Origin of the sequence: Pseudoalteromonas haloplanktis ATCC 14393 (assembly GCF_000238355.1) — a bacterium.
Classification (GTDB): domain Bacteria; phylum Pseudomonadota; class Gammaproteobacteria; order Enterobacterales; family Alteromonadaceae; genus Pseudoalteromonas; species Pseudoalteromonas haloplanktis.
In genome coordinates this window covers 214,034-238,214 of sequence record NZ_AHCA01000008.1, presented here as the reverse complement: position 1 = coordinate 238,214, position 24,181 = coordinate 214,034, and the positions used below count along the sequence as shown (strand labels likewise).

The window sequence follows — 24,181 nt, the reverse complement described above, 5'->3', positions numbered from 1 at the left end:
TATGGTTGGCATTTTTAATACAAAATTAAATTAGGGTGCTGGATCATCCAGTACCGAAATGGATGTCGTGCTAATTAACCCATTAGGAGCTGCAACTTTAACTGTAATTGCACCTTGTGTTTTATCATTTCGAGAGTCATCTTGTTCATCTAAAATAACAAATGATAAAGAAATAGGCACAATCGAAGTCGTATTTGGAAAAATATAATCTTCATCAGCGCCTGATAGCACTCCATTATCTGTCGAAATAGATACTACAGTACCTACTGGCATTGGGTTATTATAAATATCTGCAATATAAACAGTTAAATCAACCGCTTCTGTTGTTCCGCCTCTAAAATCAACACTATCCACCTGACACATCAAATCACTGGTTGCATCGCTTTGATTCTTTCTAAGTAGAGGGCTCAATGAATTACTATTTAAACGCACTTCTGAAGCGTTAACACCTGGAATTAATGAGCAATCTGGAGCAAATGTTACTACCCGGAAAGCGGCATCATCATTAGACATCACGATTTCAGAGTTATTAAATATATGTATTAAACCTCGCTTACAGATACCTGCTGTATCATCAGCTTCAGTACAGAGTAAACCATCGTAAACACCATTTCCAGTAGTCCATGTTCCATCGCTATTGTAATCAATGAATTCTTCAAACTCATCGCCATCAGAGTTTTCAGCTGAACAAGGACCTGAACCAATGGCGCAATCTTCGCCACCGTATGTATTATCGCTGTTATTATCTATAAACGCTTCTGGCCTATCATTTATTTCAGCAAAAAAATCGGTCGAGTCAAATAAACCATTACCATTCTTATCATTATAAGACTCTTCACCAAGCGCATAAGATAAAATAGTTGCACGTCCACCTAACGGTAGGTCAATACTATAATCGTCATTTAAAATTCCCATCGGACATGGAAGCCCTCTATCACACTTTTCCATAATGGTATTTTGGTAATAACTATTAGTGAAAGGTCGTGGGTTACTACTTTCCCAGGTCACTGAACAATTACCGTTACTTGTCTGACAGTTAGGCGCAATCATCCCTCCTTCAGCGATAAAACTTACCACCGTACCATCAGGCACAGGATTACCGAAATGATCTGCTAAACGAGCTGTCACTTCAACTTGAGTTCCATCCAAATCAAGTGCATGAACGTTATGAGCACTTAAAGCTGTACTAAAACTATTCTGATCAGCTACACCTGTACTAATAGCAAGTTCATCAGATTGTTTTATAACTTTTAAAGTTTGCCCTTCAAACACTTCTTCGCTTGATGCAATAACTTTAACAGGCTGTGGGTATACGCCAGATTGGACCACTGTTTGTACTATGCCTTCAGCATTGGTAAAACCGGAGCTTTGACTCAGTTTTACACCTCCAACAGTTGTTGATAGTTCAAAGTTGACGGTTTTCGATGGAATTGGATTACCATTATTATCAACAAGCTTAAACCGCAAAGTGGATGTCTCTTTACGATTTGCACCACCAGTTCCTTTTAAAGCAATAACTGATTCCGATGAATCCAAAAACTCAATAGAACCAATATTAGATTTAGATACATTTACAACAATATTATCAGAGACTGTAGTGCCACCGGTGATTACCGATGCGGTAATTTGGTCAGCGCCTACGCAGCCTGTAGCTCGGTATGTAGATTGTGCCACGCCACCAATACTGGTAACTCTTGCATCAATCACTGCTAGACCAGCATCAACACAACCCGAGCTAAACTCAACGAGTAATGGTGAAGTAAACAATGCCCCCTCTTTGTTGATTTCAACTGAGATCAGAGCCGTTGAACCAGCAGATAATAGATCTGAGTCAGCCAAATTAGAAGAAATCTCAATCTCTACATCAACGGCAGCGATTTGGAATGCCTTTGTTAAACTACTGGTTAAAACAGAAACAGTAACTTCACCGGCTCCAACATCTCGACCCGGTATAATGTCTAATAATGCAACACCATTAGCATCTGTTATGGCTGTTCCCGTAGTAGGCGATATCGAACCAATTGTTGTGGTCGCTGTTACTAATACTTGCTCTAGAGGTGTATTAGAACCGTTCTTGAGTGCTTGTACATATAACACACCGGATTCTTCACTTGAGAAGCTTGTTACTTCATCACATAAAGTAGCATCTCTACTATTTGTAAAACCATCTAAGCAATTTTTTAATAACTTAAATGATATATCAGCTGTATTTTGAGTCGAATCAGCTACATCACCACGGGTATAAAAACCAATAGTCGCTTGCTGATTATCAAACTGTGCCGTGACAATACCGGCCCCTTCAATAGAGCCTGCCGTCAAATTTAATGTTGCAATACCCGAGGTGTCAGTTAAAGCAGTTCCAAGACTTGGCAGTAAACGTCCTAACGTAGTAGAGAAGTTGACAACTTGATTTGTAACAGGGTTACCTTCACTATCTAATACTAAGGCTTTTACTTGCGCACTATTATCTGCACTCACAGAATTCGTTTCAGTCAATGTCTGTGTTGATATTAAGCTAATTGAAAGCGCATAATCAGTATCACCATTTTGCGCAGGTGAATCCCCTGCTGTTTCATATACAAACTCCGTAGAGGTAGTTGATATTTTTTTGTCATTAACATAAGTTGCGGTAATACTCCCAGCCCCTTGAGTTGTACCAGTTAATAAATCAATTTCAGCAATTCCTTGCTCATTCGTCATGGCTGTGCCATTTGAAGGGTTAAGTATCCCAAAACCTGTAAGGTTAAATGTAACAAACTTAAATGCAGCAGGTTGGCCGTTTACAGTAACCGTGGCTTGCGCGCGTGCTGGGTTCAAATAATCTATACTTCTAGTTACTAGATCATTACTAGCTAAAACATTTACATTCACTTCTGTGACTACTTCACTTTGCACTTGAGCTTCAAATGTGAAAGGTGCAGAGACATATGTATCATCGTCAACAGTATAGCTAAACACAACTTCACCTGCGCCTTCTACATCGCCAGCGAGTAATGAAATTGAAGCAATTCCTTGAGAATTCGTTAATGCAGTGCCAGAAGGGGGATCAAGTTCACCAATGCTATCAGATAAAGTAAACGTCACTTTTTCACCACTTAGGGGCTCACCATTATGCTGTAAATTGGCTTGAAGGGTTATAGGATCATTTGGGGTAACTAGATTAGATGGTGCCCCCGTATTTGTAGAAACTCCATTTAATATCAAGATGTATTCATTTGACACATTATCTTGACCTCCTGTTGACTGAAAGTCAAAAGTACCAGAATAAGAGACACCTTCAATGGTGTATACGGCACTAACTTGACCAGCCCCCGCATCTGAACCTGCAGATAATTCCACAGTAGCTATCCCATCATTCTGAGTAAGTGCAGAAGATGGCGACAACAGACCTATATTATCGGCTAATTGAAAAGTTATACGCTTACCAGCAACAATCTCTCCATTACGCTTTAACGTAGCCCTTAAATCAAGTGCTGCTGAATTTGTTACTGTATTCGATGCAACGCCTGTATCTTGTGCATAGCCTTGTAAAGTAATAGAGTAATCACCTTGTGATGTACTATCCAGCTCACCTGTCGATGTAAATGTAAAAGGTTCAGCACTTGCGACACTTGTGCCGTCGAGTGTGACTGAAGCACTTACTGTTCCAGCACCAGCCGTGCTACCAACACTAAGAAATACTCTTGCTATACCATCAGCATCCGTCTCAGCGGTGCCAGATACAGGATTAAATACACCATAATCTCCATCTGTAGTAAACGTTACTCTACTTCCAGGGACTGCTGCACCATCTTTTAATAGTTTAGCTGCTAACTCTAAACGCTGGTTTGCTGAAACGTTATTAGCTGCTTCACCTGTGACTTCAGAAATTGCGCTAATCGTTAAGGTATAAGTTGCAACATCAGTGTCGCCACCCAGTTCACCACCTTCCTTTTCAAGTGTTCCACCGCCACCACACGCCGTGATTAAAAAACTTAACATTATGACACTGAGCCATCGCATTAAAGGCATTGCCCTCTCCCTAGCGTTTGTTATTAATAATGTAAATCTAAAATTTACTCAATATTAACCTATAACAAGCTTTAAAATCACAACTTTTATTACTTTTTTATGGTTTTTTTATTTACGATTTTTTTTTCATATTTATCGTTTTTTTCTGTATAAAAATCTGCATGCTGGTAGGCTATGGCAAATTTATAAAAAATAGATTGTTACTATGTCGAAAATCCGTTCAATGAGTTTAACCACCCGTATCATGATTGGTATGTTTTTGGGTGTTGCAGTAGGCTTTATTTTCCAAGCAATATTAGCTGGCGAAGACGATTATCTAATCCCACTTGGATTATTCTCTTTGCCAATTAAAGGCTTTTTTGTTGATGGTTTATTTCATATTGGTGGACAAATATTTATCGCCAGTTTGAAAATGCTAGTTGTACCATTAGTCTTTGTTTCACTTGTTTGTGGTACTTGTAGTTTAAGTGACCCAAAAAAGTTAGGACGATTAGGTGGTAAATCAATCTGCCTTTACCTCATTACGACTGCTATTGCGATAACAGTTGCAATTACTTTAGCCTTACTAGTGAACCCAGGTGAAGGTATTAATTTACCAAGTGATGCCGCATATAACGCAAAAGAAGCGCCAACGCTTGCACAAGTCATTATTGATATGTTTCCAACTAATCCAATCGATGCAATGGCCAGTGGTAACATGTTGCAGGTGATAGTATTTTCCTTATTATTTGGTATCGCCATGGCACTGAGCGGTAGCGCAGGTAAACGTGTTGCTGTCGTTTTTGAAGATTTAAATACCGTGATCTTAAAATTAGTGACGCTATTAATGAACGTTGCCCCTTATGGCGTGTTCTTTTTAATGGCTAAACTATTTACCACTATAGAAGTCGATCTGATTGTTAGCCTTGCAAAGTACTTTGGCGTAGTAATGGCTGCGCTAGCTATTCATGCATTTGTGAACTACACCATTTTGTTAAAGTTACTAACAGGCTTAAACCCGATTATATTTTTAAAGAAAATGAAGCATGCATGCCTGTTTGGCTTTAGTACTTCCAGCTCAAGTGCAACTATGCCTATCACATTAGAAACTGCCACCAAAAAATTAGGTGCAAAAAACTCAGTTGCTTCATTTACAATACCGCTAGGTGCGACCATCAATATGGACGGCACTGCAATCATGCAAGGTGTTGCGACGGTGTTTATAGCCCAAGTGTTCAGTGTTGATTTAACAATTTCTGATTACTTGATGGTCATTTTAACTGCAACGCTTGCCTCTGTTGGCACTGCCGGAGTTCCAGGCGTAGGCTTGATCATGCTTGCTATGGTACTTAATCAAGTTGGTTTACCTGTTGAAGGGATTGCAATTATTATCGGGGTTGACAGATTACTTGATATGACGCGTACTGCAGTTAATGTAACAGGTGACTGTATGGTTACATGTGTCGTTGCTAAATCTGAAGGTCAATTGGATGAGGATGTATTTAACGACCCTGATGCAGCGAAAGATTTAGAGGACTACCATAAATCAACTGACTAGTATTGCTTGTGTATCTTTGTAATAAAAAACCCGCACATTTGCGGGTTTTTATTACTTAAAAGTGCGAGCTAACCTTTATGGGTTTAATCCTTTAAAACGAGAAAGTAATGAGATGCCTGTTCGGTTCATCGTATTACTCAAGCCCAAAGCAAATTTATCACTTAGGCTCTTCTTAACTTTATATTTTACTTTATAGATTTGTCGCTCGTCTTGATGGCTTAATAATGTGTCATCGCTGGTTTGAATTTTATCAACGAGCCCTTTCCCAATTGCTTGAGTTGCAAACCAATGCTCACCTGTTGCAACTAGATCGATGTCCAAACTAGGTCGTTGACTACTAACAAACTGTTTAAATAAATCATGAGTTTGTTCTATTTCATCCTTAAATTTCTCACGCGCTTTATCAGTGTTTTCACCAAATAGTGTTAATGTGCGTTTAAACTCACCTGCGGTGATCTGTTCAAAATCAACATCATTTTTCTTAAGAATTTTATTAAAGTTTGGAATTTGCGCTATCACACCAATTGAGCCCACAATTGCAAACGGGGCAGCAACGATTTCGTCCGCTACACATGCCATCATGTAACCCCCACTGGCTGCCACTTTATCTATTGAAACGCTAAGGTAAATCCCCTTATCTTTCAAACGTTGCAGTTGTGATGCAGCCAGACCGTAACCATGAACCACACCGCCACCGCTTTCTAATCTAACCAGCACTTTATCTTGCTTAGGATCAGCAATTGAGATGATTGCAGTGATCTCTTCGCGCAAGCTGTCAACTTCATGCGCATCCACACTGCCATTAAAGTCGATAACATATAACCGCGGTTTGCTATCAGTTTCAGCTGTTTTTTTAGCCAAGTTTTTTTGTGATTTATGATGCTCTTTTAATGCTTTTTTAGATAACGTACTTTCGATAAAATTATTTTTTAAATCATCAAGTTGCTCTGATATATCATCAATCTGAATTTCCCCTTTTTTACTTTTAGGCTTTGCCGCTGCAGCAACACTGATTAAAATAATAGCAGCAACAGCAATCACAAAAGTCACCGCTTTGGCAAAAAACAGGCCGTACTCATATAAAAATTCCAATTGTATTCTCCAAATAAAAATTTAACCTAATTTACCATTCAAACAAAAAAAAGCCACTTTTCAGTGGCTTTGTATTTTTTAACAGGTTGGAAAATTAGTCCGTCACAATATCTGTGTTATTAATTGATAATGCTAGACCCCGGGTTGCTAAGTAACTGGCAATTTGTAATTGCATTTCACTCGTCGCAGCGGCGCTACCTTGCACAGTCGATCCTGCATCAGCATTGGGTGCTGGTGTTAGCACCGAACTATGATGCCCTTTAGTAAACTTCACTAAATAGCTCATAGCCTCTCCAGTTGGTGCTTGTGATTGTGTTACCGTTGTTAAGCCCATTAAGTTAGCTAATGGTAATGAACCTGCAATAGGATTATTAACCGTCATCGGCGGAATTACTTGATCAGGTTTATTACCTTCACCATCACCAACTACAACATTCATATATACAGGCGTAGCAAGTGCTTTAACAGCAGCCGCGTAATTAGTTGGGTCACCACTATCAAGTACCGTTTGTGCCGCAAATGAGAACTGAGTCATCACCCCTTGGATATTTGCTATTTTTGCTGTTTCTCCTGCCATCGTAAGCGAGGCAATGTATTCTGGGTATGCACAGCTTACATACGCTTGTTGGTTTGCTGCGAACACTCCACAGTTAGAAACTGCATCAGTTTGTAAATAAGTCGCGAATTCAGCAGACTCAGTTGTTCCAGCAGCCAATAGTACTGAACCTTGTACGAATGGACCAAAAGACGCAGACTCTAATAAGAAACTAGCAATACCTCCGCCACCACTTGCAAGGGCCACTGTATTAACTTTAAATAGGCCATCCACTTGCTCATCAAGCGGATTATTAGCTTGCGCAATAAAAGCTGGGGCAACAATTGAACCTAAAGAATGACCGATAAACGACACATCTTGTGTATTTAAAGACGTATCATTAGTCAGGTTTAAACCTAAACGAAGACCGAGTAAATCAGCAGAAGATTGTCTTAAATTATCCCGTGCTACAAGCAGTGATTGCAAATTCATATACGCTAAAACAGACCCAGTTGACGCATTGAAATCATCAACCCCATCATCATCAACATCAATACCACGCTCACCGTGTACAGGGTGGTCAATTGCTACTGTTGCAAACCCTTGTATAGCTAAACTTGCCGTTAATGCTAACATGTCTTCTTTTTTAGACGTTATACCGTGTTGCATGATCACAACAGGCCAACCACCGGCTGGCATTTCTATTGCCGGCATTTCTAATTGCGCTCTTACGTTATTGATCACAGCTAGAATCGGTTTAGTAACTTGTACAGGCACAGGCTCTAAGCTTTGTACTTTAGGAATTGAGTTATATTTAGTTAAATGCTTGGTTGTATCTAACCCTAAGTCACGCAGACGCCCATCACTGAGTGCGGCACAAGTTGCATCGTTAATGCTAACGGGTTCAGATGGAAAATTCTCACCCTCTGATGCCTTATAAGCTAACACCGCCGCAGCGTTATCGCACATACCTTGCCAATAAGTATCCGCCAAATCTGAAACTTCTTTCCCTTTTGGTTGAGATAAGTACATAGGTAACGTGACACTGCCTTTTTGATACTGCACGCCTGAAAATGCAGGAGATAAACCCGTCATTCCTTGCGATTCGAAAACTTGCGCTACCGTTAACATCGGTTGTTCTGGAATTTGAACCATAGGTGTTGGTAGAGCTGGATTTTGTAGGCTCGCCGCTAGCAGTGATTTTATGGTGCCTAGCACTGGGCCAACAGATTGAATCGTCATTGCTGCTGAGAATATAATTTCATCTTTAGCGATTGCTCCACTTGAAGTAATTACATTTTCGTAGCTATTTATCACCCCTTGCAAAGCAAGTTGAGATTCCGTAATTAATGGCGCTTCTTGTTTCACCAATGCATAAGTTGATGACGGCTCGATAGAGCGCCCGACTGAATCTTTTAAACTAGTCGTTAATACATTTATATAAGAGCTACCAGCTTTAAACGGTTTTAACGGAATAATTGCAATAGCATCACCACTACCTTTGGTTATAAAGTCAACACCAAAGGTAAGTTCGCCGAGTAACTTGCAAGCCACGCCTGCAGGAACTTGCGAGCAATCTGCATCGGTTAAACTTGCGCCCATTACTACTTCAAAAATACGTACAGCACCCGGTGCTGCAGCAGACGCTTCATCTAAACTCAATTTAGGTTGCGGCGTTGCAGTTGAACTGACATCGGTAGGAAATGTTAAATCAATTTTGTAGGGTACTTGGCTTGACCAGCCATCAAGTGCTCCTAACGCCAGTGATGGATCAGCATAGGCAGCTCGTGGCACTGAGGTACCATTGGCATCTAATTCACCAGGTATATTAATAGTGCCATCTTTTGTGCCGCTCATTAATAAATCATTTGGCACCGAAATAACCCCATTTGCAGGGTCAAATTTCACTGTCGCAGCGGGTATAACCGGTGGTGTGTCATTTTTAACATCTTCTAACGTTTCACCGCCGCCGCAACCAGCAAGAGCCGCTGTAATTGCGAGTGAGAGTAGCATTTTTTTCATGTTGTTTGCTCCGCACGTAATCTTTTTTTTATGTGTGTGTTTAATTAAGTTCTTTTAAGTTATAGCGTAATTTTTGGTTAAAATATTGTAATTAGATCATTAATAAGACATTAGACCAGTTAAAGTTAACGTAAACTTTCAAATTTCGCCACCTTATTTTGCAATAAATTCGATAACTTGGTGTTTTGCTATGTTAAAATCATTGAAATTGATTATTTTGGACCTTTATTATGCAAACTTATAAAGCGGCTGAAAATGCCCTACAAGACAAAGTTATCCTGATCACAGGGGCTGGCGATGGCATTGGCCGCGTTGCGGCAATAGCGTATGCAAAACATGGCGCAACCGTTATCTTACTTGGTAAAACCACCAGCAAACTCGAAGCCGTTTATGATGAAATAGTGGCATTAGGCGGTCCAAAACCGGCCATAGTACCGATGGATTTAAAAGGTGCTAGCAAGCAGAATTATCGTGATCTTGGTGCTACTATTGAACAACAGTTCGGTAAACTTGATGGATTACTTAACAATGCCGGAATTATTGGTGCATTAGGACCACTAGAGCATTTTTGTTCATCAACGTTTGATAACATCATGAAAGTAAATGTGACAGCTCAAGCAATGCTTACAAAGTACATGTTTCCTGTGTTACGAAAATCACCTTCTGCATCAATTATCTTTACGTCTTCTGGTGTCGGTCGACAAGGCCGTGAATTCTGGGGAGCGTATGCTATTTCCAAATTTGCCGTTGAAGGTATGATGCAAACATGGGCGTGTGAAGTAGGTAAAACGAATATTCGCATAAATTGTATCAACCCAGGCGCTACCCACACGGCAATGCGTGCAAGTGTATACCCTGGCGAAGACCGTGACAAATTAGCCTGCCCTGAAGATTTAATGCCAACTTATTTATATTTAATGAGTGACGATTCTAAAGATGTGAATGGTCAGTCATTAGATGCACAAACAAAATAAACAAATTTTTTAGTTTAATCACTCATTCAACAATGCCAGTTTTTAGACACTCACTGGCATTGCTGTTCACTCGAGCAGTCATCGCTCGTAAACGTTTCATGCAAGCAGACTTCATACTGAGCGGCGCTTTGTTGCACACATCCAATACAAAATAGCAGTGTAAGGATCAGCTTCTTTATTTTATTATTGATTAAATCAATATCAGTTATTGAAAACAACAATTTCATAAATAGTGAGCTTAGTACTAAAGTGAATTCATACTAAATGAATCAATCACAACAATTAAGAGGCAACACTATGATGCAAACTACAGCTCGCTTTACCCAACAAGACGGACTATTCATCGATGGTCATTTACACATTTTTATTAAACAGCAACTTTGTCAAAAAACAACGCTTGATTGCGATGATGTTTATCAAGCATTAGCAACATTAGTTGACGAGTTTGGCTGTCAATGTCGTAAAAACAAACACCTTGAGGATGATAGCTTGGATGTTCAAACACTACTGCATGCCTACCAAGTTGAGCACAATCATCCGCATTGCCATGTTGATGCGCAAACAACAACCGCAGTACTAGATGAATATTGCTGTCAAGTTCCTGCAATTATTGTTGTGGCTTTGATGGATACTTTAAGCGGAACACCCAGTGATGAAGAAGGTGCAAAAGCGATTTATCAACGTGCTGCTGAACTAACTAATCGCCCTTGTACGTACCGCAGTGCGCTTAAAAACGCTAATGCAGCATAAATTATGAATAACTTAAACACTCGATTATCCTTTGTGTAAAATCACTACAACTGAGGATAGTCGAGTTTTGCAGCTCCTGCTGTAAATCAAACGTCACTTCACCCGCACCTAATGTCTGTGCTAACGCATTGTCAATTGCTTGTGCAGCTTCGTGCCAATCCATAAAACGCAGCATCATCACAGCGCTTAAGATACTACTGGTGGGGTTTGCACTATTTTGTCCTGCGATCCGTGCAAACGTACCATGCGTGGGTTCAAAAAAAGCCACTTCATTATTCAAGTTTGCTGCTGGCATAATACCAATACCGCCCACTTGTGCAGTCAGCATATCCGCTAAATAATCACCATTTTGATTTGTCGTAACAACAACATCAAATTGTTCTGGCGTCATGAGTGCTTGCTGTAACATGTTATCAGCAATCACTTCTTTAATAATAAGTGGTGATTGGCCTGTGCGAGGTATTTCTAACCAACGTCCATTACTATGTGCTTGCGCCGCGAATTCTCGTTCAGCCAAGGCAAACCCCCACCGTTTAAATGCACCGTCAGTAAATTTCAGGACATTACCTTTATGAACTAAAGTAACTGAACGACTATTTTGCTCAATTGCATAGTTTAACGCATACCGAACTAATCGCTCTGAACCTTCTTTGGAAATATTTTTTATCCCTATTCCACAATGCTGATCAAATCGTAATCGCGTCACTCCCATCTCATGACATAAAAAGTCCAACATTTTTTCAGCTTCCACACTGCCCGCTTGCCATTCTATCCCTGAATAGACATCCTCAGAGCTATCACGAATGACGACAATATCAGTGTTTTCTGGATGTTTTAACGGCGAAGGCAGTGCTTTGTAACCCTTGATTGGGCGCATATTAACAAACAAATCCATTTCATGACGTAAAGCAACATTCAGTGAGCGAAAACCACCTCCTATAGGCGTTGTTAGCGGCCCTTTGATTGCGATTTTAAATTGACGAACGGCATGAATTGTCTCCTGAGGAAACCAATCACCATCATATAACTGCGCGGCTTTTTCCCCATTAAACACTTCCATCCAATGAATTTTACGCTGGCCTTGATAACATATGTGCACTGCTTGATTAACAACGTTACGCATGCATGGTGAAATATCCTGGCCTACTCCATCACCATCAATATAAGCGATGATGGGTTGCTTTGGTATCTGCCAAACACCTTTGTTATCAATCGTTATTTGCTCACCCAGTGGTGGAATTTCAATATGTTGATAACTCATACTTGTGCCATATTCTGTTATTGAGTATTTAGCACGATTAAAGCATGGTTACACTGTGATGTCGTGCTTGTAGCAGTTATAGTTATTATTCAACAATAAAATAATGGATGCATTACTCCTTTTGTGCATAACCTTACTCGATGTATTGGCAAGTGATTTACGCTGAACAATGCTGCTTATGAAGGGGTATGACATAATATATCATCGATTTCAGTTAGCACATTAGAGACCAATTGACTGTCAAGCGTAATACTGTCTGCTTTCAAGGCTTTATCTAACTTCAAAGCGTGTTGATATAAAGCATCGCAATCAAACATACCTGCGGTCCCTTTTAACATGTGTACGCTTTGCGTAAAACCATCAATATTACCTTGTGCGTACTGCTCACTCAGTGTATCTCGCTGTGCTTTTAAACCACCAATATAGACTCGTTTGAGTGCTTCAAATTCATGTTCCGGAAGCTTTACTTCTTCATGCATCTCAATATCTAAATAACTCGCAATTTTTTGACTAAACTCACTGCGGTCAATGGGTTTGCCTATGTGATCAATAAAACCCTGTTTTAAATAGCGCTCAATTTCATGTTGCATGGTATTAGCTGTTAACGCCACTATCGGGGTTGTTATACCTGTTGCCTGCATAATATGTATAGCTTGTTCGCCATCCATTATTGGCATTTGAATATCGAGTAATATTAAATCAAATTGATGATCTAAAGTCGCTTGCACTGCATCTTGGCCGTTTTCGACTGCAGTAACCGTTAACCCCATTCGTTCCAAAATACGCTTAATAAGCTCACGATTTTCTGGGTGATCCTCGGCAACCAGAACTTCACCCACTAAGTTTCGTTGGCACTGGCTCGGTAACTCTTTTACTGTACTAACACATATTTCTTCAAAACTCGTGATCCAACGTACACGCTCCGGTGTGTACAATGCCATATTAAGACTAAATTCACTGCCACTACCAACATGAGAATGAACGGTAATATTGCCATCTAACTTTTCAGCTAAACTTTTTGAAATATTTAAGCCAAGCCCGGTTCCGCCATATTTTCGAGAAATCGATGAGTCTGCCTGATAAAATGGCGTAAACAGATCTGCCTGCTCAGCATCTGTCATACCAATGCCGGTATCTTTGACTTTAATCACTAGCTGCTCTTCGGTACAGCTGACCAACAATTGAATATGTCCTACAGTCGTAAACTTTAACGCGTTGGCTGTTAAGTTAAGGAGTATTTGCCGTAATCGTGTTGGATCAGACACTATCCAGTCAGGAAGTGGGAATTGATAATCGACTTTAAATTTAAGGCCTTTATCACGTATTTGCTTGCCTAATAATGATTCAATATGGGCAATTGTTGCAAATAGATCAGTCTCAACTAAGTCTATTTCAAGACGATTTGCTTCAATTTTTGACATATCTAATATGTCATTAATTAAACCCAATACATGACGACTATTTTGTAAAATAACCCGTATACCATGATTGCGCTCATGCGGTTTAATATCGCCAAGTATAATACCATCTGCATAACCAATAATTGAGGTCATTGGGGTGCGAATTTCATGGCTCATGTTCGCTAAAAACCGGCTTTTAGCTTCACTTGCATCACGCAATTCTTCAGCTAGTTGTTGTAACTCTTGAGTACGTAATTGAACTTTATGCTCTAGATTTTTTGTCAGCTCAACATTTTCGTCGTGCAATATACTAAATTTATTCGCGACGGCAAAAGCCAATAACATGGCGTCCAAGGCTGTACCGATCAAACCAAGCAAGTATAAATCAATCGTAATTTGTGGAAATACACCTAAATTAGTGAGGTTACCAACCATATTAGGAATAGCCATTGCAAGGTAGGCAAACACAAAAAAGCGTGCCGGCTTAAAACCACTCATCCAACTGCGTATGCCTATGTATAAACCAAAGCATAAAGTCGCTCCGGTGACTATGGTGGCCCAAACAAAGCCAAAGCCAGGCCATATGATCGCAACAGGCACACCAGCGGTTGATATCGCAGCTAATATAAAAGAAGCGTATGATAAGTGCGGAAAACTTTCTTTGAGTTTAAGCAGGCTATTAAAAAATAGAATGTTCGTAAGTGGAATTAAAACAAAGCCAACCCAATGTAAATGGGCGCTGTAATAACCAAAGATTTGATCTGGTATATGAAAAAACTGACTCCAGCCAAACACCCAACAGGCTGTAAACAACGCATAATAAAGATGGGTAACATCACGAGCACCGAAGTAAATTAAAAGGTTATACAAGCCCAGTGCGATGCCAACACCAAAGCACAGCATCATCACCATGTTTTCTACGGTGATCTGTGAAAAAAAGTCTGTATAGGGTTTTAGCACTAGTTTTGGTGGCGTATAAAAATAGTCGCTTTCATATTTAGTGATCATAAAATAACGCTTGTTGGGGCTGAGTGTTATTTTATTTCCGTAATGAAAGGCGAATTCGTTTTTTTCAACACCGCCACTCAAATAGCGAGCAAAAGCCGTTGTGGGCTCAGTCATATCATAGACGCGGGTTTCAATCCGAGACACTAGCGTGTTGTATGGAAACAGCACTAGTTCATCTAACTGAGTTTGGTTCTCAAGCTCTATCACTAACCAATAGCTGCCACCAAAGTAAGTGGTATCAGATTGTGGCTGCTGATTAGCAAGCCAACTGGTTATCTGCGCACTTGAGCGAGGAAACCCATCATTACTTGCAGCGAGTAATGTGCCCACTTGAAACAGATTAACATCTTGCTGTTGTTCAGTATAAATAAATACGTCAGGTGCTGTTGCTGCTCGCGCTTCAAAACCAAAAGTTGTTAATAGGCTAAGAAAAATGACACTCCATAAACTATATACCACCTTTAACAACATAAAGTAGACCTTTGCTTTGCAAGCACGTTTCTAAAACTGATAGCTAACATCAAGACCATAACGGCGACCTTCCCCTTTAAAGTCTTCTAGCATGCCAAGAAATGAACTTAAATCAAATTTTAAATTACTGTACTCTGTATCAAATAAATTTTTCCCCCAAACTACAAAGCTAAAATTATCAACTTGATAGCGAATATTCCCATTTACGATACTATACCCATCTTGCATAGCATACGGGTTTTGATTTTGATCAAAATAATATTCGGACTGGTAATCAACAAGTAATTGGGTAGTTAAAGGGTTACCAGCTAGCTCTAACTGATACTCAACGCCCACACTTGCATTCCATTTTGAAGTAAAGGGTAAGCGGTTATCAGTTAAACTGTTACCTAATGGATCTTCAAATTCTTCAAATTCAGCATGAGGAATATAACCCAGTGCAAGCCGCATCGACAACGTATCCGTTGCTTGATAATCAAATTCAGCTTCTAAACCATAAATTATTGAGTCTCCAACATTTTCAAGAAGTTGTACAGGTGGTTTTTGCGCCGATTTAGAAGGTTGATTCATAAATACTTGCTGATCATTATAATCATAATAAAAAGCAGCCCAATTAAACCGTATACCTTGCTCTGGCCACCATGATTTAGTGCCAACTTCATGGGCATTGAGACGCTCTTTACCATAATCGGCTAGTTCCGCTTGCTCAGGAGACGATAAAAACCCCCCATTATAACCACCACTTTTGGCGCCATTGGCAAAACGATAATAACTGTGAGTTGAATCACTAATGAGGTAGTTAATTGCAATTTGACCCGAGAAGCCATTGTCGGATTGCTGTCCTTGTACATGATAAAACGGCACTAAACTGCCCGCTAAATCCGCAGTATCTATGACAACATTTAAGTGTGCAACTGAATCATAATCAAGTGATTCGTACGAATACCGTAAGCCCGCACTAATCATCCAGTCAGCATTAAGTTGGTAATCTAACTGGCTAAAAGCAGCTATATTTTGCGTATCAATTTGATTATCGTAAAAGAAAGTAGCAGTTAAGTCAGAAGCGAGTATACCCCGCAGATCACGAAGAATATCATTTATATTATTTTGTTGGATAGATTCGTCCGCAAAGTACAGGCCACTGGTTAAAGTATGTCCATCCCATTGTGTTTGCAGGCGAAGTTCTTGGCTAAACAAATCAGTATCAAGCCCTAAACTACCCTCACACAACTGTGCTGGCGAACCATCACAATTAAACGCATGGGAGCGCTCTAGCTGGTTATAACTGCTAATAGAGACAACTTCATTACGATCATTAACTTGCCAAGTGAGGTGTGCGCTAACCCCTTTACCATCCGTTTTGTGAGGGGAGTCATTATTGACCTTAACAGTATAAAAATCATCACTTGCGTCATTAAAACCAAAATTGTCAAAACACTTTGTTGAACCCGCTTGGCTCGCACTACAACGCTCACCAGTTAAAGGATCTGCAATGATACCAATATTACCCACCGGCTGGACAATACCTTGCCAATCTTCTATATGACCTTGCAATAACAATTGCAGGTTATCAAAATCACTTAATAGTGATAACCGGGCACTGGTTTGTTCCATTCCGGCAGTCGGTGCTTGGTCAAAAGCGTTGCGAGTTGAGTATTGATAATCTTGATGATTGATAGCAACACGAAATGCAGTAGAATCACTTAATTGATTGTTATACATCGCATCAATGTTAAATGCATGGTTATTTGCTACCCCTGCTGTTAGGTAACCCGTCTCAGTGAATTCGGGGCGCTTGGTACGGATCAAAATAGCGCCGCCTGTTGCATTACGGCCAAATATAGTCCCCTGCGGGCCACGTAGAATATCAACCTGCTCAATATCAAAAAAGTTCACGATTTGGTTACTTGCTGAACCTACAGCGACATCATCGACATAAATCGCCACCGGTGACGTATTAGCAGTGTTGTAATCAACTAAGCCAACTCCGCGAATATTAACCGCCGGTGGTGTGCCTTCAGCAGCATTTTGGCTAATTTTTAAATTTGGTGCAAAAACAGATAACTCAGTTGAATCCTTGTAGTGTTGATTTTTTAGGGTATCTCCTTTTACCTGACTGACTGCAATACTGACGTCTTCAATCGCTTGCGCACGCTTTTGGGCATACACCTCAATCACTTCGAGGCTACTTTGCGTAATCGTTGCTTCATCATTTTGTGCCTGCACAACCGAAGATAAAACAAAGCTCGATGAGCACAGTAATAAAATACTATTTGAAAAAGCATGAGTGTGGCTTTTCATAAGAGAATGGACCTTAACACTGAACATATGTAAACATACTGTAATTATTTGTGATTATAGACTAATTTATTGATTAAAGTCGCCTAAATAGCGAATCCAATCTATTGTTTCACGACAACTAAAACGCATCTTCCCCACTAATATGCTGTGGATATCCACACAGTGTTCGTGCGGTTTGCATGCCTGCCATTACTGCCGCTTCTACACAACCTGCATTAACACCTGTTTTTATCCAATCACCGGTGATCAACAAATTACTAAACTGCGTACCATCCGTTGCTAAACGGTATTGGCTTGAACCTGTGACCGACAGCACATAGCGCTCACTTGGGTCAACATTTACCCGCCAATATTGTTGATCTAAGCGAGCGTGACCAGTGGTATTATCCGCATACAAAACAGACCAATCAAAAGCATTATTGTTATAGGCTAACGGCCATAACGGCTGCATATTAGTAGTCACCAATTGGGTTAAATTTTCTTTAACTTGTGCTTTAGCGGTTGCAGGAAAGGTGTACTCACTTTGTGGCGGGTATTCCTTGCATGGAAACGCGCTGCAAAAATAGGCTATATTCTGCGGCGCATTATTTAGTGGCCACTGCTCTTTTTCGACTAAATTTTGCATTGCAGCCCAGGTATCAAATGGTTCACTAAAGCTACTCAAAATTGGCCCTTCCTCACTTGGCGGCATGTATTGCCAGCCTAATTGCTGATCTGTTTTAGTTAACCAAAGTTGACTCGCCTGTGTAGCAACGGTTCGTACTTTTTCTGCTTGTGCAGCAAAGTTTGCGTCGATCGCTAAAAGCTGCGGGCAGACATGCTCAAGAGATGCAACTGACACCCCGAGAATCAGCCGGTCAAAGTCTTCATTAAACTGCAGTGTTTTAGTCTCAAGTTCTGTACCAAAATGTGCTTTATAACGCGCAGGCCAATCACTCCAAAATGATTCTAAGTTTATATTATGTTGTTGCAATAATTCAGCTTCTGCTGAGTTTATTTGTTGGTAAAGCGGCTCGCTGGGCCAACAGGGTAAGTTTTTAACATCAACCAGTGGCTGGTATTCTGCACATGTATTTAGGCTCACTTGCTGCTGTAATAGCACCGATTCAACACAGTGTTGACCTTTACTATCAACCCCTGGGGTGAGTTGTTGCAGTTGATGAAAGAACTCAAACTTTACGCCTCTTTGTTTTAACAACTCATACAATGGCGCAAAAATAACGTCTCCCATACCCGCTTGCATTTTCCACATTACGCCGCCACGGTAGCACAATGCAATTCTCAGCATTGCAAGCGCCGCTACTCCCGCTTCTACATTCGGCTTAGTAAAATCCCCTTGCGGATAAGCAAAGACTAAATCATAAAAGCCTCGTACAGGTGCAGAATCCACACTATATTGTTTATTTGCACCATTTTTTAATAACCATTGACGAAAGTCATACTTGTTAATTACGGCAAAACCATCTCGGTACACTTTATCTTTGATCAGGCCAACAAGCATTGCTATTGCAAGATCAGCACAAATATAAATGCGCCTCAGCTGTGCGTTATCGTCCAATAATTCGATGATTTCTTGACTGAGCCAGCGTTTTAGTTTTCTAACAATATACCAAATAACTAAGCTGTCTTTTTTCTCTGTCAACTGCGGCAGCAGTGTATTACTGCTTTGAACAAAGTGGTTAAGTTTCTCAACCAATAAACTGGGTGTAGAAGTAATATCCTGATTTAGATTTTGTATATCATCTGTAAAGGTTCGCCACGCAGCACTATTATCTGCAACCAAGGCGTGAATTTGCTGGTGAAAATGTTGTAATAAAAACTTATCACGCGGTTTTTTTGTGGTTAATTGCGTGTTTTTAGCGTGCACACCAGCCGCTAATTCAACTTGTGGGATCCACTCTTTTAACCACGCAAGGGTCATTTTCACAAAATCCCAAACAGTAATATCGAGACTTCCGTTAGCAGGATCACCCGCTAACACAGGAAAATTTATGGGCCAAGTTTGCCACTGTTGATCTATATGCTCTTGCAGAGCAATAAAACTATGAGGTGTAAATGCTTGCTGCCAGGTACTCAACGCACATGTTGGTGGGCGCTGTAACTTATCATAAACGGTTTCAATGGTTTTAAAGCTATTCACATAAGCGCCAAACCATACATGTAAACCATGCTCTTCAATACGCTGTCCCTTTTCAGCATTGCGGCCGCTGGCCCCTTTTCCACCTAAACGCCACCCCTGCTGGTAAATCGTTATTTGCCGCTGTTGCTGCCAATTAGCTTGTTCTGTAAGGTATAACGCAGCGGTCATAGCCGCAACGCCGCCACCAATAATGGCTATTTTTTCTTGTGTCATACCTATGCCTTTACGCTGGGAGTAATTGTGTTGCCTGCAGTTGATCAAAGTCCATTTTGATATAAAACGGTAAATGCACGGCTTGAGAACCTAGCTGTAAGCCAAACATCTGTGCTAAAGGGAAGCTATCTAATTGCTGCAAATATAACTGATAATCACCACTGAGCAATTTGAACTGATGGATTTTTTTTATCTCGGAAGGAGAATGTAACACAGCTTGGTAAACGGCTTTATCAGCATTACCATCAGGAAACTGTTTAAAGAGTATTTGATCCATTTGTGGATTTACAAAACCATTTAACAACTGTTTTAGCAATGAAAAATCAATTCCCAGATGATCACCATCAAGTAGATTTGCGACCTGCTCACCAAAATCTTCTAACGCAGCTAACATACTTTCAGGCTGCGTAGCCGCGTTTTTAGTCACAGAAAACAATTGATATGATTGTAATTTTGAAGTCGTCGAAAAATGCTTAAAACACTCAAGTGATACTGAGAAATCAGTGGGCTTATCAACTGAGCTAGGCATTTGGTAATCACATAAATATTTGTTGTATCCCCATGTTTCTCGCCCATTTATCAATGCATAAACATTATTTACGCAAATAAATGCAGGGTACCAATAAAGGTGCGAAATACTTTCGTCATTGTCTTGCTTTTCAACTTGCGCAATCGGCAACCAAATAATGATATCGGTTTCTTGCATCCACCCCTGTTCACTAAAAGGCGGAGTTAACGAGGCTATTTTTTCTATATCGGTAAACGTCAGTAAAGCGTATTCACCGAGTCCTTGAAAATATAACTCATCAGTTGCAACAAGATTAAGTGTTGAATCAATAAAGTGCTGCACTTTTAGTGGCTCAATTTTTACAAAAAAACCGTACATGTTTGCATTACTCATGCGACAAGGTGGTTTAGCTACCGGGTTAGATAAAAAGTGACTATAAAACGGGTGTTGTGATGCCATAATTTATAATTATTTTATAAGCTTAAAATGTAATTATAGCCAAGTTTTATTACATGGTAGGAAATTCAGTAATTAATTAACGATTATTTTCGACACTTAAATATTTACTATATTGTTGATATGCAACGCTATCGAAACATTTTGACAGTGGATTCATAAAACCATGACCGTGTTCGACTAACTGACATGTTACATTTGCTTGTTGTGCTAAGCGAGTTGCAATTGGATCGACATCAAAGTGAGCTTCTTGCTTTGCAAAAATAAATTCACATGGCACATTCGCAACTAAATCTAAGTGATGACGAACTTGATTAGGATAAAAAGCGATTAATTTTTTTATATGGGGATTTTTTACTGCAGCTTGACTTCGCCATGCGGCAGCTCCCCCAGCACTAAAACCTATTATTGTGGTCGGCTTTGCAATACGGGAAACAATAATATTAAGTTTTTTATGATAGTGATCATGTCCACACTTTGTCATAAACACATCATATTGTTGTTGCTCACTCATTACCGCTTGCAATTGCCCTTGATAAGGGTCCACCATCGTACTGGCGCCCTGCAATTGTCGCGTGAAGTGACTTAAATGTGCTGTTTTACCAAAAATATCACTCGCAACTATATACTGCATAACAACTTCTTATTATTTCTAGGTAACGGTAGCCAATAAGGAACGTAGCCACCTCGATTATTTACCTAAATAAAATACAACAGTTAAATGCACATGACTAGAAATAAATTTTAAAAATGCTTGCTTAAACAAAAGCGCTGGGGTAAAGTCGCTTCTTGGTCCTAAAAAAGCCTCGCGGTTAACCTCTTTACCCTGATCCAGTAAGCCCCGCAAAACGTATATTATAGAGCTAAGTTATTGTACGGCGAGAACCCCAATTCAGACTACGGCATATTTTTTTAATAGTCGCATAAATGTCATAAAGATCGTCAACACTGTAATGAAGCTAAACACAACATGGTCTATCTAATTGTGCCTTAAAAGCTAATAAAGAAGTTAGCGCACATTAAAGATAACAAGAAAAAAGTGAGTTTTATTATGTCTTATAGTTACAATGGGTCGATGATCCAAATCGCACATCCTGTGCAATCAATTTCAGTAAATAAACAACGTGTTATTTTTTCTGATACGCAAGGTTTAAAAAACACCTTGTTCACAAAAGCAAGTGACGCACGTCAATTTGTTAAATGGCTAAAAGCCAACTAAGCAAATAGTGTTTTGCATGATTGCAATTAAGTGACGCCAGCAGATGCTGGCGTTTTGCATTTTTACTCCCCCTTTATATCACAACTGCTACACTTAACCTTATTATTCATTTATATGCGGTTGATTTAATGCAGTCTGCGCTTATTTTTACGGTTTCATTATTGTTGATCAGTAGTCCTGTATACACCAAAACAATCAACTGGGTTGTCGCTGATTTTGCCCCATACTATATTTTTAATGATCAATACGCCGGTACTGGCCGTGATGAAAGTATTGTTACTTTACTTGAGCAACAACTGCCTGCTTATACTTTCAAGCGCACTATTTTACCTTCGAGTCGAACTATCCAAGAACTGGCAAACCCGAATTATACTTACTGCATGTTGTCACTCTATCAAAGCCCACACCGTAGGCAACATATCCAATTTAGTCAGCAAACGTCCACTGTTGGACTTTCCCCCTCTGTTGCGATCCATAAAGAACTTGCGCAGCAACTCAAGTTAGATCTTAATCAACCGGTATCACTCGACGCCTTGCTGAATCAATATAAACTAGCATTGGGGATTTCGATGAGCCGCTCATATGGGGATGCAATTGATGCGATAATCAATAATAGCGCCGATGCGTCAATTATTATTCGTCCTGGGCGAGATACTTTAGCCAGCTTAACTTATATGCTGAAGAAAAAACGGATTGATATTTTATTAGGTTACCCAAGTGAACATTACTATTTAGCAAAATCAATGGGCTTTGATGATGAGTTAATACAATTGCCCCTAACAGAGGCTCCTGAGCTAAGTTATGGTTATATAGGTTGTACTAATAATAAACAAGGTATTGAGCAAGTAAAGATATTGAATACAGCACTTGAGCAAGTAAAGCAGCAGGCAGCTTATCAGGAGATATTATTGCGTTGGTTGCCGGACAATCTCAAACCATTACTCGAACAACGGCTGAAAATAAGCAAAAGCGCCTCAACTCAGTGAGGCGTTTTATCAATGTATAATAACTAACAAAGCGTACTACTTACGTATACCTTCAATGTATAAACCAATATCAACATGGGTAGACGCTGGACCTAGGTTATAATCAATACCAAAGTCAGCTAATTTCAAGCTAGTTTCGCCTTCAAAACCAACACGGTAGCCCCCCCATGGATCTTTACCTTCACCAATTTTATCAATTTCAAAGGTAATTGTTTTTGTAACGCCATGTAGAGTAAATTCACCTGTCACGTCAGCTTCATCGCCATCATCATCAAATTTGATTGACGTACTTTTAAAGGTCGCTGTAGGAAACTTATCAACATTTAAAAAGTCACCACCGCGTAAATGTTTATCACGCTCGGCGTGGTTAGAATCAATACTTTTAGTATCAATGGTTACCATGATTTGTGACGCATTCGGGTTGGCTGAATCATAACTAAAACTGCCATCAAAGGTATTAAAACGGCCATGCAGCCAGCTGTAGCCTAAATGTTTAATTTTAAAGTTCACAAATGCATGTGCACCTTGGGTATCAATAACATACTCTGCAGCGTGTGTAGCCGAAGCTGCAAACATTGTTGCTGTAACAGCTGCTGATAAAAGTAATTTTTTCATTTTTTAATCATCCTTTTGTGGTTTGATCATTCTAATTAAGGTTTTATCTTTATCGATAAAATGATGTTTTAACGCCCCAAGTGCATGTAATACCACAAGGCCTATTAAGCTACAGGCCACATAGTAGTGAATTTTACCTGCAATATCTGCTTGATTAGCTACTGATAAATTAATTGCGGGAATACTAAATAGCGTAAACACCTCAATCGAACGACCATCCGCAGTAGAAATCAAATACCCTGAAACAACAATGATACAAAGCAACACATATAGTAATAAATGTGCTGCATGCGCCACTTTATTTAACAGCGGATCACTGTTTGATAAAGGTTCCGGTTGCGTGCCCAGCGCACGCCAAGCGAAGCGAAATATTAATAACGCTACCAGCGTAATTCCGACGCTTTTATGTAAATCTAATGAACCTTTGTACCAACTATCATAGTAAGTCAGTTCAACCATGTACAAACCAAGACCAAACAAACCTATTACCATTGCAGCCATTAACCAATGTAATGCTATGGCGACAATACCGTACGAAGATTTTGTGTTTCTAAACATACCTACTAACTCCGCTATTCATTAACAACAGCATAGCCCCTCCCTAAATAAAAGAAAACAGCAATAAATAAACAAGTTTTGTGCGTATACGCACAACTGTGCTAAAAGTTAGTCAGGAAAAACA

General features: G+C 39.8%; 16 protein-coding genes. 5 read left to right on the top strand and 11 right to left on the bottom strand.

Annotated features, from left to right (window positions below; all coding sequences use genetic code 11):
• Positions 1–30: 30 nt before the first annotated feature.
• Entirely contained in the window at positions 31–4,011 is a 3,981-nt protein-coding gene (locus PHAL_RS0115715) for an Ig-like domain-containing protein (RefSeq protein WP_016709379.1), read from the bottom strand.
• 205 nt (positions 4,012–4,216) lie between these two features.
• Here PHAL_RS0115715 and PHAL_RS0115710 point away from each other — a divergent pair, with 205 nt between their 5' ends.
• Positions 4,217–5,548: a dicarboxylate/amino acid:cation symporter gene (locus PHAL_RS0115710; RefSeq protein ID WP_016709378.1), complete on the top strand. Its 1,332-nt coding sequence runs from the start codon at positions 4,217–4,219 to the stop codon at positions 5,546–5,548.
• A gap of 75 nt (positions 5,549–5,623) precedes the next feature.
• Here the strand turns inward: PHAL_RS0115710 and sohB are convergent, their stop codons facing one another.
• Together sohB and PHAL_RS0115700 are read right to left on the bottom strand one after the other, a co-directional pair.
• The gene (sohB, locus tag PHAL_RS0115705; RefSeq protein ID WP_016709377.1) at positions 5,624–6,640 is read right to left on the bottom strand and encodes a protease SohB; all 1,017 of its coding nucleotides are present in this window, start codon (positions 6,638–6,640) and stop codon (positions 5,624–5,626) included.
• Positions 6,641–6,734: 94 nt separating this feature from the next.
• Positions 6,735–9,197 carry a VolA/Pla-1 family phospholipase gene (locus PHAL_RS0115700; RefSeq protein ID WP_016709376.1) on the bottom strand — a complete coding sequence of 821 codons (2,463 nt, stop codon included), beginning with the start codon at positions 9,195–9,197 and terminating at the stop codon, positions 6,735–6,737.
• A gap of 230 nt (positions 9,198–9,427) precedes the next feature.
• Between PHAL_RS0115700 and PHAL_RS0115695 the strand changes: the two genes are divergently transcribed.
• Complete coding sequence (locus PHAL_RS0115695; protein ID WP_016709375.1) at positions 9,428–10,171, top strand: YciK family oxidoreductase; 744 nt, start codon at positions 9,428–9,430, stop codon at positions 10,169–10,171.
• Between the two features lie 300 nt (positions 10,172–10,471).
• On the top strand, positions 10,472–10,921 hold the full coding sequence (locus PHAL_RS0115690) for a hypothetical protein (RefSeq protein WP_029216195.1): 450 nt from the start codon (positions 10,472–10,474) through the stop codon (positions 10,919–10,921).
• Between the two features lies 1 nt (position 10,922).
• Here the strand turns inward: PHAL_RS0115690 and icd are convergent, their stop codons facing one another.
• The 6 genes from icd to PHAL_RS0115660 all read right to left on the bottom strand — a co-directional run bounded on the left by icd (position 10,923) and on the right by PHAL_RS0115660 (position 21,313).
• On the bottom strand, positions 10,923–12,182 hold the full coding sequence (gene icd / locus PHAL_RS0115685) for an NADP-dependent isocitrate dehydrogenase (protein WP_016709373.1): 1,260 nt from the start codon (positions 12,180–12,182) through the stop codon (positions 10,923–10,925).
• Positions 12,183–12,358: 176 nt separating this feature from the next.
• Positions 12,359–15,061 (bottom strand): 7TM diverse intracellular signaling domain-containing protein, encoded by a 2,703-nt coding sequence (locus PHAL_RS0115680; protein WP_016709372.1) that lies wholly within the window; start codon positions 15,059–15,061, stop codon positions 12,359–12,361.
• A gap of 30 nt (positions 15,062–15,091) precedes the next feature.
• On the bottom strand, positions 15,092–17,362 hold the full coding sequence (locus PHAL_RS0115675) for a TonB-dependent receptor (protein WP_016709371.1): 2,271 nt from the start codon (positions 17,360–17,362) through the stop codon (positions 15,092–15,094).
• A 118-nt stretch (positions 17,363–17,480) separates the two neighbouring features.
• Complete coding sequence (locus tag PHAL_RS0115670; protein WP_029216194.1) at positions 17,481–19,715, bottom strand: NAD(P)-binding protein; 2,235 nt, start codon at positions 19,713–19,715, stop codon at positions 17,481–17,483.
• Between the two features lie 10 nt (positions 19,716–19,725).
• Positions 19,726–20,682, bottom strand: a complete 957-nt coding sequence (locus tag PHAL_RS0115665) for an acetoacetate decarboxylase (RefSeq protein ID WP_029216193.1) — start codon at positions 20,680–20,682, stop codon at positions 19,726–19,728.
• Between the two features lie 76 nt (positions 20,683–20,758).
• Positions 20,759–21,313 (bottom strand): dienelactone hydrolase family protein, encoded by a 555-nt coding sequence (locus PHAL_RS0115660; RefSeq protein WP_016709370.1) that lies wholly within the window; start codon positions 21,311–21,313, stop codon positions 20,759–20,761.
• A 417-nt stretch (positions 21,314–21,730) separates the two neighbouring features.
• Between PHAL_RS0115660 and PHAL_RS24385 the strand changes: the two genes are divergently transcribed.
• Both PHAL_RS24385 and PHAL_RS0115650 read left to right on the top strand, forming a co-directional pair.
• Positions 21,731–21,898, top strand: a complete 168-nt coding sequence (locus tag PHAL_RS24385; protein ID WP_016709369.1) for a hypothetical protein — start codon at positions 21,731–21,733, stop codon at positions 21,896–21,898.
• Positions 21,899–22,026: 128 nt separating this feature from the next.
• Complete coding sequence (locus PHAL_RS0115650; RefSeq protein WP_029216192.1) at positions 22,027–22,884, top strand: TIGR02285 family protein; 858 nt, start codon at positions 22,027–22,029, stop codon at positions 22,882–22,884.
• 36 nt (positions 22,885–22,920) lie between these two features.
• Here PHAL_RS0115650 and PHAL_RS0115645 read toward each other — a convergent pair whose 3' ends face one another.
• Positions 22,921–23,499 (bottom strand): YceI family protein, encoded by a 579-nt coding sequence (locus PHAL_RS0115645; RefSeq protein WP_016709367.1) that lies wholly within the window; start codon positions 23,497–23,499, stop codon positions 22,921–22,923.
• Between the two features lie 3 nt (positions 23,500–23,502).
• On the bottom strand, positions 23,503–24,057 hold the full coding sequence (locus tag PHAL_RS0115640; protein WP_016709366.1) for a cytochrome b: 555 nt from the start codon (positions 24,055–24,057) through the stop codon (positions 23,503–23,505).
• Positions 24,058–24,181: the final 124 nt, after the last annotated feature.

Coding starts and splice junctions, on each gene's coding strand:
- PHAL_RS0115715 (WP_016709379.1), bottom strand. CDS start 4,011: ATGCCTTTAATGCGATGGCTCAGTGTCATAATGTTAAGTTTTTTAATC.
- PHAL_RS0115710 (WP_016709378.1), top strand. CDS start 4,217: ATGTCGAAAATCCGTTCAATGAGTTTAACCACCCGTATCATGATTGGT.
- PHAL_RS0115700 (WP_016709376.1), bottom strand. CDS start 9,197: ATGAAAAAAATGCTACTCTCACTCGCAATTACAGCGGCTCTTGCTGGT.
- PHAL_RS0115695 (WP_016709375.1), top strand. CDS start 9,428: ATGCAAACTTATAAAGCGGCTGAAAATGCCCTACAAGACAAAGTTATC.
- PHAL_RS0115690 (WP_029216195.1), top strand. CDS start 10,472: ATGCAAACTACAGCTCGCTTTACCCAACAAGACGGACTATTCATCGAT.
- icd (WP_016709373.1), bottom strand. CDS start 12,182: ATGAGTTATCAACATATTGAAATTCCACCACTGGGTGAGCAAATAACG.
- PHAL_RS0115680 (WP_016709372.1), bottom strand. CDS start 15,061: ATGTTGTTAAAGGTGGTATATAGTTTATGGAGTGTCATTTTTCTTAGC.
- PHAL_RS0115675 (WP_016709371.1), bottom strand. CDS start 17,362: ATGAAAAGCCACACTCATGCTTTTTCAAATAGTATTTTATTACTGTGC.
- PHAL_RS0115670 (WP_029216194.1), bottom strand. CDS start 19,715: ATGACACAAGAAAAAATAGCCATTATTGGTGGCGGCGTTGCGGCTATG.
- PHAL_RS0115665 (WP_029216193.1), bottom strand. CDS start 20,682: ATGGCATCACAACACCCGTTTTATAGTCACTTTTTATCTAACCCGGTA.
- PHAL_RS0115660 (WP_016709370.1), bottom strand. CDS start 21,313: ATGCAGTATATAGTTGCGAGTGATATTTTTGGTAAAACAGCACATTTA.
- PHAL_RS24385 (WP_016709369.1), top strand. CDS start 21,731: ATGTCTTATAGTTACAATGGGTCGATGATCCAAATCGCACATCCTGTG.
- PHAL_RS0115650 (WP_029216192.1), top strand. CDS start 22,027: ATGCAGTCTGCGCTTATTTTTACGGTTTCATTATTGTTGATCAGTAGT.
- PHAL_RS0115645 (WP_016709367.1), bottom strand. CDS start 23,499: ATGAAAAAATTACTTTTATCAGCAGCTGTTACAGCAACAATGTTTGCA.
- PHAL_RS0115640 (WP_016709366.1), bottom strand. CDS start 24,057: ATGTTTAGAAACACAAAATCTTCGTACGGTATTGTCGCCATAGCATTA.